The 10,041-nt window shown below is 62.3% G+C and carries 8 protein-coding genes and 4 tRNA genes; 11 read left to right on the plus strand and 1 reads right to left on the minus strand.

Translation table 11 applies throughout. The annotated features are described in order from the left end of the window. Positions 1-5 precede the first annotated feature (5 nt). A complete protein-coding gene (gene dgoD, locus ACFIQF_RS18685) occupies positions 6-1,154 on the plus strand; it encodes a galactonate dehydratase (RefSeq protein ID WP_393945155.1) in 1,149 nt (382 codons plus the stop codon). Between the two features lie 296 nt (positions 1,155-1,450). Here dgoD and ACFIQF_RS18690 read toward each other — a convergent pair whose 3' ends face one another. Beyond that, on the minus strand, positions 1,451-1,831 hold the full coding sequence (locus ACFIQF_RS18690) for a hypothetical protein (protein WP_393945156.1): 381 nt from the start codon (positions 1,829-1,831) through the stop codon (positions 1,451-1,453). Positions 1,832-2,095: 264 nt separating this feature from the next. Between ACFIQF_RS18690 and folC the strand changes: the two genes are divergently transcribed. The 10 genes from folC to ACFIQF_RS18740 all read left to right on the plus strand — a co-directional run bounded on the left by folC (position 2,096) and on the right by ACFIQF_RS18740 (position 10,039). Then, positions 2,096-3,415, plus strand: coding sequence for a bifunctional tetrahydrofolate synthase/dihydrofolate synthase (folC, locus tag ACFIQF_RS18695; protein WP_393945157.1), 1,320 nt, complete (start codon positions 2,096-2,098; stop codon positions 3,413-3,415). 48 nt (positions 3,416-3,463) lie between these two features. Further along, on the plus strand, positions 3,464-4,555 hold the full coding sequence (locus ACFIQF_RS18700) for an SPOR domain-containing protein (protein WP_393945158.1): 1,092 nt from the start codon (positions 3,464-3,466) through the stop codon (positions 4,553-4,555). Between the two features lie 81 nt (positions 4,556-4,636). Then, on the plus strand, positions 4,637-5,176 hold the full coding sequence (locus tag ACFIQF_RS18705; protein ID WP_393945159.1) for a CvpA family protein: 540 nt from the start codon (positions 4,637-4,639) through the stop codon (positions 5,174-5,176). A 19-nt stretch (positions 5,177-5,195) separates the two neighbouring features. Continuing rightward, entirely contained in the window at positions 5,196-6,701 is a 1,506-nt protein-coding gene (gene purF / locus ACFIQF_RS18710) for an amidophosphoribosyltransferase (RefSeq protein ID WP_393945160.1), read from the plus strand. 30 nt (positions 6,702-6,731) lie between these two features. Beyond that, the gene (locus ACFIQF_RS18715; protein ID WP_393945161.1) at positions 6,732-7,946 is read left to right on the plus strand and encodes an O-succinylhomoserine sulfhydrylase; all 1,215 of its coding nucleotides are present in this window, start codon (positions 6,732-6,734) and stop codon (positions 7,944-7,946) included. A 144-nt stretch (positions 7,947-8,090) separates the two neighbouring features. Further along, positions 8,091-9,494, plus strand: a complete 1,404-nt coding sequence (gene gltX, locus ACFIQF_RS18720; protein ID WP_393945162.1) for a glutamate--tRNA ligase — start codon at positions 8,091-8,093, stop codon at positions 9,492-9,494. Between the two features lie 63 nt (positions 9,495-9,557). After that, positions 9,558-9,633: transfer RNA gene (locus tag ACFIQF_RS18725), tRNA-Ala, on the plus strand. 45 nt (positions 9,634-9,678) lie between these two features. Further along, positions 9,679-9,754: transfer RNA gene (locus ACFIQF_RS18730), tRNA-Glu, on the plus strand. A 48-nt stretch (positions 9,755-9,802) separates the two neighbouring features. Then, positions 9,803-9,879: transfer RNA gene (locus tag ACFIQF_RS18735), tRNA-Asp, on the plus strand. Positions 9,880-9,966: 87 nt separating this feature from the next. Next, positions 9,967-10,039: transfer RNA gene (locus ACFIQF_RS18740), tRNA-Glu, on the plus strand. Positions 10,040-10,041 lie beyond the last annotated feature (2 nt).

The raw sequence follows: 10,041 nt of genomic DNA on the forward strand, positions 1-10,041 counted from the left end.
CGTTTATGAAAATCACAAAACTGAGCACCTGGCTGGTGCCGCCGCGCTGGTGCTTTCTGAAAATCGAGACCGATGCCGGCATTTGCGGCTGGGGCGAGCCGGTGGTGGAAGGGCGGGCGCAGACCGTGGCTGCCGCCGTGGAAGAGCTGTCCGATTACCTGATTGGCCGCGATCCGCGCCATGTGCAGGATTTGTGGAACGTGATGTACCGCGCCGGCTTTTACCGCGGCGGCCCGGTCATGATGAGCGCGATTGCTGGCGTGGACCAGGCGCTGTGGGACATCAAAGGCAAAGCCCTGGGCGTGCCCGTGTACGAGCTGCTGGGCGGCCCGGTGCGCGAGCGCATTCGCGTCTATTCCTGGATTGGTGGCGACCGGCCGGCCGATACGGCTGCCCAGGCGCAAGCGGCCGTGGCGCGTGGTTTTACCGCCGTCAAAATGAACGGCACGCAGGAGATGCAGTACATCGACAGCAACGCCAAGGTGGAGCAAGCGGTGGCCAATGTGGCCGCGATCCGCGAGGCGGTGGGCAAAGATATTGGCATTGGCGTCGATTTCCATGGCCGTGTGCACAAGCCCATGGCCAAGGTGCTGATGCGCGAGCTGCGCGAGTTCAACCTGATGTTCATCGAAGAGCCGGTGCTGAGCGAGTACCTGGAGGTGATTCCCGAGCTGGCGGCCATCAACGCGGCGCCTATCGCGCTGGGCGAGCGTCTGTATTCGCGCTGGGATTTCAAGCGCGTGCTGGCGCAGGGCGGGGTAGATATCATCCAGCCCGATCCCTCGCATGCCGGCGGCATCACCGAAACCTGCAAGATCGCCGCCATGGCCGAGGCGCACGACGTGGCGCTGGCCTTGCACTGCCCGCTGGGGCCGATTGCGCTGGCGGCCAATTTGCAGATCGATGCGGTGTCTTACAACGCCTTTATCCAGGAGCAAAGCCTGGGCATCCACTACAACCAGAGCAACGACTTGCTGGATTACGTGCACAACCGCGAAGCCTTCAACTACCAGGATGGCTTTGTCGCCATGCCGAGCGGTCCGGGCCTGGGCATTGAGGTGAACGAAGCCTATGTGGCCGAGCGCGCCCAGGAGGGCCATCGCTGGCGCAACCCGGTCTGGCGCCACGCCGACGGCAGCGTGGCCGAGTGGTGACGCCGGCTGCGCGGTCGTTGCTGGCGCTTTGCGCTGCTGCGAAAGGCGTTGGCACTGCAGCCGCAGCGCACCCGCCTGCGCATGTAGCGCAATTGCACTGCTTGATTTGCCATTGGCAAAAGCGCTACGGCGTAGAACCAATACGGCGAAATAATGCAGATGCAGCTGGTTTTTGCTGCATCTGCAGGCTATTGGGCGCGGTTGCTGGCGCGGCAGGGTGCTTTGCTACGCGTTCTGCCTGTCCGCAAAAAATGGCGATGCTCGCCGAGCCTTGCGCCTAGCCAGACGGCCTGCTTCTATTTGACTGGTGTGCTCTTGACCACATCGCCGGTGGAGCGTTTTTGATACAGCTCGCTGCCAACCAAGCGGATGTCGTTGCAGACGGCCCCTTGTTTTCGGAGGTCCATGCAGACTCTGCCGTCTTCTGTACGCCAGGTTCCAGTGTCCGAGCCACCGGGGAAGAAAATGGTCAAACCATTGCCTTGCGCCGCATAGTCGGAGCGAACGTTGCCCCGTGGCGTGGAGAAGCTGAACGATTTCCCCGTCAGCACGGCCTGCAGTTCTGCAGCGGTCGGCGTACGGGCGCCATCTGGAAAACTGGTCGAAGACGGGCTTGAAGCACATCCTGCAATCCATACGAACGCCAACGCTGCGGCAGAGTGTTGAAATGCCTTCATGACAAAGCCTTCTGGTTGATGACCGGGGTTTTATTATCGGGCGGGCGTAGCGTTTTGGGCGTGGCAGCGCCGCCACATGCGGCGCAGGCTCAGGGGCGAGTGAGGGTTTGCTCTGTGCATGCATTCATGACGCAGGGGCGGCTGGCGTTGAAAAAGCAGCCCCAGGCCGGCAAGTTCCCAGCTTGGGGAGAGAAGGCGGTGCGCCCGCGGCAACAAGCCTGAGTGGCACGTGGGCAAGCCTGCTCGGCCACAATAGAGGCCAGTATGCAAACCACTTTCCCTACCCTAGAGGCATGGCTCGCGCACTGCGAGCAGATTCACCCCAGCAGCATCGACATGGGCCTGACGCGCGTCAAGGCTGTGGCCGAGCGCCTGCAACTGCGTTTTGACTGCCCGGTGATCACCGTGGCCGGTACCAACGGCAAGGGCTCGACCTGTGCCATGGCCGAGGCGATTGCGCTGGAATCCGGTTATCGCCCGGGTGTTTTTACTTCGCCGCACCTGGTGCATTTCGAAGAGCGCTGCCGTGTGCGCGGCGAGATTGTGTCGGCCGCCGATCTGCTGCCGCATTTCGAGGCAGTAGAGGCGGCGCGCCTGCAGGCACCCGAGATCTCGCTGACGTATTTTGAGTTCACCACCTTGGCGATCTTGCGCCTGCTCAGCCTGGCCAAGCTGGATGTGGCGATTTTGGAAGTGGGCCTGGGCGGCCGCCTGGATGCCACCAATATCATCGACACCGACTGCGCCATCATCACCAGCGTCGATCTGGACCATATGGAGCTGCTCGGCCCCGACCGCGAAAGCATTGGCCGCGAGAAAGCCGGCATCATGCGCCCCGGCAAGCCCGCCGTGGTGAGCGATCCGATGCCGCCGCAAAGCGTGGTGGATTACGCTGAGTCGATCGGTGCCGATTTGTGGCGCTTTGGCCGCGATTTCAACTACGAAGGCGACAAGCAGCAGTGGGGTTGGGCCGGCCGTGGCCGCCGCTATTCGGGCATGGCTTACCCGGCGCTGCGTGGCGCCAACCAGCTGGTCAACGCTTCGGGCGTGCTGGCCGCCTACGAGGCGCTGCGCCATCGCTTGCCGGTCACGGCGCAGGCCGTGCGCAACGGGTTGGCCATGGTAGAGCTGCCGGGTCGCTTCCAGATCGTGCCTGGCCAGCCCACGCTGGTGCTGGACGTGGGCCACAACCCGCACGCTATTGCGGCGCTGGCAGCCAATCTGGATGCGATGGGCTACTTCCCCACCACGCACGCCATTTTTGGCGCCATGCACGACAAAGACCTGACGCCGATGCTGCGCAAGATCGGCCCGCTGGTAGACCGCTGGTACTTCACCGACCTGCCCACGCCCCGGGCTGAGAAGGCGAGCGATCTGCAGTCCAAGTGGAACGCGGTGCAGCTGCTGTCGGACAAACGCCACGATGTGACCACCAGCTGCCACCCGGACCCCATGGCCGCTTTGCAGGCTGCTATCGAAGCTGCAGAACCCGCTGATAGAATCGTGGTTTTCGGCTCGTTCTATACGGTGGGTGGGGTGCTGAAAGACGGTGTTCCCCGGCTCGAAGCCAAGCACCTGAAATAAACACCGCCGCTGGCGCAGGCCGGCAGCAGCGACCACCCCGAATCGTCCATGGCAATTCTCAATCTTCGTTGGCCCGGTAAAAAGCAGGAACCAGAGCAGCAGGAGCGCGTGATCCGTGCCCCGCGCAGCAACCCTGCCGAGAGCGTGGAGGCCATGCGCAGGCGGGCACGCCACCGCCTGATTGGCGCGACCGTGCTGGTGCTGCTGGCCATCATCGGCTTCCCGATGCTGTTTGACACCCAGCCCCGCCCGGTGCCGGTGAACGCGTCGATCGAGATTCCTGACCGCGAGAAGGTAGCCGCTCTGGCCGTGCCGCCCACGGGCAGCACCCCGGTCACGCCGCCTGGTGGGCGTTCTACCTCGGGCGACAACGGCCTGGTGGCGGGTGAAGAGATTGTGTCGGGCGGCTCCAGCAGCTCTGGCAGTACGGCAGCGCGTACGGCCGCCGCAGCTGCGGCTGCAGGCGCCGTAGTTGCCGGCGTTGCCAACAGCACGGCCAAGCCCGCAGACAACAAGCCTGCAGCCGCCGCTGCTACGCCTGCCAAACCGGAAACCAAGCCAGCGGCCAAGCCCGAAACCAAACCTGAGGCGAAACCGGAGCAGAAACCAGAGCCCAAAAAAGAAGACAAGCCCAAGGAAGAGCACAAACCGGCGGCCAAGCCTGAGCCCAAACCCGAGGCCAAGCCAGAAGCAAAACCCGAGCCCAAGCCCGAAGCCAAGCCGGCCGCCAAGCCTGAGCCCAAAAAGGAAGAAAAACCCAAGGAAGCGGCCAAGCCCAAGCGCGACGAAGAGGCCGAGCGCGTGCGCGCCATGATGGAAGGCCGCGCCGCCCCAGCCGCGGCTGCCGCTGCGAAACCCGAACCTGCGCCCAAGGCCGAAGCCGCCGCCAAGCCCGAGGCGCCCGCCGCCGCGCAGCGTTACATGATCCAGGTAGGCGCTTTCGCCGAGGCAGAAAAAGCCTCCGAAGTGCGCGCCAAGCTGCAGATGGCCGGCGTGGCTGCCTTTACGCAGAACGTCAAGACGGGCTCGGGCAACCGCGTCCGCGTACGCGTGGGCCCGTTCAACAGCAAGGAAGAGGCGGACCGCGCTGCCGCCAAGGTCAAGGCCCAGGGTCTGCCTGCGGCACTGGTGCCCATGTAAGCTCGGGCATGGCTTGCAAAGTGGCTGTCCGGCTCCAAATAGCTGCCATGCATTCCTGCACAACCCCGGCAAAGGCAGTCTGTGACGGCGCTTGATTGGGTTTTTGTGGTGGTGTTGGTGGCGTCGGTGCTCATTGGCGTCTGGCGCGGCCTGGTGTTTGAAGTGCTGTCGCTGGCCAGCTGGGTGGTGGCTTTTTTTGCTGCCCGGCTTTGGGGTGCCCAGGTGGGTGCTTGGCTGCCGATGCACGATGTAGACGAAGGCTTACGCACTGGCGCCGGCTTTGTCATTACCTTTGTAGCTGCTTTGTTTGCGCTGGGCATTGCCATCTGGCTGGTCGGCAAACTGATACAGGCGGTCGGGCTGCGGCCTTTTGACCGGGTGCTGGGCGCACTGTTCGGCGCCTTGCGCGGCCTGTTACTACTTGTACTGTTAGCTCTGGTTTTTCTGCTGACGCCGATGCGGGAATCGCAAATCTGGAACACTTCGGTGCTGGCACCGTACCTGGTGTCGGCAGTGTCAGTTTTGCGGCCATGGATGCCGCAAGAAATGGGAAGACATTGGTCTTCACTGGTGGACCAGCTCACCGAGGCTGGGGCACGCATCGCGGTAGAGCCGCGTTAACGTTTTTGGAACGCTCAATATGTGTGGAATCGTCGGAGTCGTCAGTAGCACGCCAGTCAATCAGTTGATCTATGACGCGCTGTTGCTGCTGCAACACCGTGGACAGGATGCGGCTGGCATCGCAACGCAACAGGGACGCAAGTTCTTCATGCACAAGGCCAAGGGTATGGTCAAGGACGTGTTCCGTACCCGCAATATGCGCGCCTTGCCGGGCAATGTGGGTCTGGGCCAGGTGCGCTACCCGACGGCCGGCAACGCTTTCAGCGAAGAAGAGGCACAGCCTTTCTACGTGAATGCGCCTTTTGGCATTGTGCTGGTGCACAACGGCAACCTGACCAACGCGGTGGCGCTGCGCAAGGAGCTGTTCTCCACCGACCACCGCCACACCAACACCGAGAGCGATTCGGAAGTGCTGCTGAACGTGTTCGCGCACGAGCTCGAGCGCGCCACGCACGGTGTGCCGCTGCAAAAGGAAGACGTGTTCAACGCCGTGCGCGCTGTGCACAAGCGCATCCAGGGCTCCTACGCCGTGATCGCGCTGATCGCCGGCCACGGTGTGGTGGCTTTCCGCGATCCGAACGGCATCCGCCCGCTGTGCATCGGCAAGGGCGCTGACGGCACGGTGATGGTGGCCAGCGAATCGGTAGCGCTCGAAGGCACCATGCAACAGCTGGACCGCGATATTGCGCCCGGCGAAGCAGTGTTTATCGGCAACGACGGCTCGGTCACCTTTGCCCAGTGCGCCGAGAACCCCAAGCTGCACCCCTGCATTTTTGAATTTGTTTACCTGGCCCGCCCGGATTCGGTGCTCGACGGCATGTCGGTCTACCAGGCCCGCTTGAACCTGGGCGAGTCCCTGGCCAAGCGCGTGGTCTCGATGGTGCCGCCTAACGAGATCGACGCGGTCATCCCGATCCCTGAATCGAGCCGCCCCAGCGCCATGCAGCTGGCGCAACTGCTGGGCAAACCTTACCGCGAAGGTTTTGTGAAGAACCGCTACGTGGGCCGTACCTTCATCATGCCCGGCCAAGGCACGCGCAAGAAATCGGTACGCCAGAAGCTCAACGCCATCGGCAGCGAGTTCAAGGGCCGCAACGTGCTGCTGGTGGACGACTCGATCGTGCGCGGCACCACGTCGAAAGAAATCGTGCAAATGGCCCGCGATGCCGGCGCCAACAAGGTCTACCTGGCCAGCGCAGCGCCACCGGTGCGCTTCCCCAACGTGTATGGCATTGACATGCCTACCGCGGGCGAGCTGGTTGCGCATGACCGCACGCTGGAAGAAATCCGCGCCTACATCGGCTGCGACGCCCTGATCTACCAAGACGTCGATGGCATGAAAAAGGCCGTGGGCAAGCTCAATGCCGGCGTCAACGGCTTCGAGGCCTCGTGCTTTGACGGCGTCTACGTCACCGGCATCACCGCCGAAGGCATCTCCAAAGTCAACGAAGGCCGCGTGTCGGCCGAAGAAGACGACGCCGACACCTCGCGCCTGTCCTTGCACAACGCCGCCGATGTGGCCTGATCAAACGGCTTGTGCCGTATTGGAAAATTCATGACTAGCAAGCAATTGCCGCCGGGTCTGCACCCAGACACCCTGGCGGTCCGTGAGGCTGTGGAACGCAGCCAGTGGGGCGAACACAGCGAAGCCCTGTACCTGACCAGCAGCTTTGTCCAGCCCAGCGCCGAGACGGCCGCTCGCCGTTTTGCTGCGCAGGAAGAGGGCTACACCTACACGCGCACCAGCAACCCTTCGGTGACCAGCTTCGAGCGCCGCCTGGCGGCCATGGAAGGCACCGAATGCGCGGTGGCCACTTCTACCGGCATGTCGGCCATTTTGCTGGTGGCGCTGACCGCGCTGAAGGCGGGTGACCACGTGATCTGCTCGCAGTCCATGTTTGGCTCCACTATCAAGCTGCTGGGCACGGAAATGGCGCGCTTTGGGGTGGAAACCAGCTTTGTGCCGCAAACCGACCTGGCCGCCTGGCAGGCTGCCATCAAGCCCAATACACGCTTGCTGTTTGCTGAAACGCCCACCAACCCGCTGACCGACCTGTGCGACATCGCCGCGCTGGCCGAAATGGCCCACGCAGCCGGCGCCTTGCTGGCCGTGGACAACAGCTTTGCCACGCCGGTATTGCAGCAGCCCGCCAAAATGGGCGCCGACATTGTGGTGCACTCGGGCACCAAATTCCTCGACGGCCAGGGCCGCGTGATGGCGGGCGCCGTCTGCGGCACCATCGCCTTGGTCGACAAGGTCATGGGCACCTTCTTGCGCAGTGGCGGCCTGAACCTGTCGCCCTTCAACGCTTGGGTGGTGACCAAGGGCCTGGAGACTTTGGCGCTGCGCGTCAAAGCCGAAAGCGCTGCGGCGCTGGAGCTGGCCGCTTGGCTGGAAGCGCACCCCAAGGTGGCGCGCGTGTATTACCCCGGCCTCAAGAGCCACCCGCAGCACGAGCTGGCCATGCGCCAGCAAAACGGCTTGGGCGGCGCGGTGCTGTCTTTTGATGTGGTGGGGCAGGGCGCCGAGCAATTGCGTGCCAATGCTTTCCATGTGATCGACAGCACCTTGTTGTGCAGCATCACTGCTAACCTGGGCGATGTGAAATCCACCATCACCCACCCGGCCAGCACCTCGCATGGCCGTTTGACCGAAGAGCAACGCCAGGCCGCTGGCGTGGGCCAAGGTCTGATTCGTATTTCCGTGGGGCTCGAACATTTGGACGACCTCAAGGCGGATTTGTCCCGCGGACTGGACAGCCTCCAGTGACCGCCCGCTGAGCCGCCGCACGCCGTCCTCTCGCAGGGCGGCGTTCTCGCTCAGAGGCGGCTCTGGCTGGGCCTCCCCGGCGCGGCCCGTGTTTTGCAAGCGCGGTCCCAGCTGGCATGGAGTCTTCCGAACAAGGAATTTGATATGACTACTAATAAGATTCGCACCCGATTTGCCCCATCGCCGACGGGCTTTATCCATTTGGGCAACATCCGTTCGGCCCTCTACCCCTGGGCTTTTGCGCGCGCCAACCATGGCGATTTTGTGCTGCGCATCGAAGACACCGATCTGGAGCGTTCCACGCAAGCCTCGGTGGACGTTATCTTGGAAGGCATGGCCTGGCTGGAGCTGACGCCCGACGAAGGCCCGTTCTACCAGATGCAGCGCATGAACCGCTACAAAGAGGTGCTGGCCACGCTGCAAGAAAAAGGCTATGTCTACCCTTGCTATATGAGCATGGAAGAGCTGGACGCGCTGCGCGAAAAGCAAATGGCCAACAAGGAAAAGCCCCGCTACGACGGCACCTGGCGCCCTGAGCCGGGCAAAGTGCTGCCGCCCGTGCCTGAAGGCGTGAAGCCGGTGCTGCGTTTCAAGACGCCGCTGACCGGCGTGGTCGGCTGGGACGACAAGTGCAAGGGCCACATCGAGTTCCAGAACTCCGAGCTGGACGACCTGGTGATCGCCCGCCCCGATGGCACGCCCACCTACAACTTCTGCGTTTGCGTGGACGATATGGACATGAACATCACCCACGTGATCCGTGGTGACGACCATGTCAACAATACGCCGCGCCAGATCCATATCTTCGAAGCGCTGGGCGCTCCTGTGCCGGTGTTCGCCCACCTGCCCACCGTGCTGAACGAGCAGGGCGAGAAGATGAGCAAGCGCCATGGCGCCAAGGCGGTGACGCAGTACCGTGATGAAGGCTATCTGCCCGACGCCATGGTGAACTACCTGGCACGCCTGGGCTGGAGCCACGGCGATGACGAAATCTTTACGCGCCAGCAGTTCCTGGAATGGTTCAATCTGGACCACCTGGGTGCCAGCGCTGGTCGTTTTGACGACGCCAAGTTGCGCTGGGTGAACGCCCAGCACATGAAGATGACGGCCGACGACGAGCTGGCCGCCATGGTGCAGCCCTTCCTGGAAAAGCTGGGTCTGGATTCCAAGGCAGTGTGCGACGGCCGTCTGCCCCGTATCTGCGGCCTGTTCAAAGACCGCTGCGATACGCTGGTTGATCTGGCCAACTGGGCGCAGGTGTTCTACCGCGAGCCACAGCCCACGGCTGAAGAACTGGCGCAACACGTCACGCCTGAAATCACGCCGGTGATTGACGAGTTGCTGCAAGTGCTGGAGCAGGGCGATTGGAGCAAGGAAGCCATCAGCGCCGCCTTCAAACAAGTGCTCAAGGCGCACGGCATCAAAATGCCTCAGCTGGCCATGCCGGTGCGCGTTTTGGCGGTGGGAACGGCGCATACGCCGTCGGTCGATGCCGTGCTGGCATTGCTCGGTCGTGAAAAAATTATTGAAAGACTCAAAAAGCGCTGAAATCCAATCTATAATTCAAGTCTTCGATGAGCAGCACTGCTAAGCAAAGCTGCTCTGAGATACGGGGGTATAGCTCAGCTGGGAGAGCGCTTGCATGGCATGCAAGAGGTCATCGGTTCGATCCCGTTTACCTCCACCAAAACACAAGACGTCGGGTTGCCAAACCTGAATCGTTCTAGGAATTGACCCTATCGTCTAGAGGCCTAGGACATCACCCTTTCACGGTGAGTACCGGGGTTCGAATCCCCGTAGGGTCGCCAAGTTTGAAGCACTTTATGCTATATAATAGCTAGCAAAGCTTCCTGCCAGGAGTGGTAGTTCAGTTGGTTAGAATACCGGCCTGTCACGCCGGGGGTCGCGGGTTCGAGTCCCGTCCACTCCGCCAGTTTTGGTCAGTCGCTTGATTTAAAAAAGCGCCTTTGTAGTAAGAGGGCGCTTTTTTAATCGGTTACTGAAAAGTAGTCCAAGGTTTGACCCTATCGTCTAGAGGCCTAGGACATCACCCTTTCACGGTGAGTACCGGGGTTCGAATCCCCGTAGGGTCGCC

The sequence above is a fragment of the Comamonas trifloxystrobinivorans genome (assembly GCF_043359985.1).
GTDB classification, from domain to species: domain Bacteria; phylum Pseudomonadota; class Gammaproteobacteria; order Burkholderiales; family Burkholderiaceae_C; genus Comamonas; species Comamonas trifloxystrobinivorans.

Coding starts and splice junctions, on each gene's coding strand:
- dgoD (WP_393945155.1), top strand. CDS start 6: ATGAAAATCACAAAACTGAGCACCTGGCTGGTGCCGCCGCGCTGGTGC.
- ACFIQF_RS18690 (WP_393945156.1), bottom strand. CDS start 1,831: ATGAAGGCATTTCAACACTCTGCCGCAGCGTTGGCGTTCGTATGGATT.
- folC (WP_393945157.1), top strand. CDS start 2,096: ATGCAAACCACTTTCCCTACCCTAGAGGCATGGCTCGCGCACTGCGAG.
- ACFIQF_RS18700 (WP_393945158.1), top strand. CDS start 3,464: ATGGCAATTCTCAATCTTCGTTGGCCCGGTAAAAAGCAGGAACCAGAG.
- purF (WP_393945160.1), top strand. CDS start 5,196: ATGTGTGGAATCGTCGGAGTCGTCAGTAGCACGCCAGTCAATCAGTTG.
- ACFIQF_RS18715 (WP_393945161.1), top strand. CDS start 6,732: ATGACTAGCAAGCAATTGCCGCCGGGTCTGCACCCAGACACCCTGGCG.
- gltX (WP_393945162.1), top strand. CDS start 8,091: ATGACTACTAATAAGATTCGCACCCGATTTGCCCCATCGCCGACGGGC.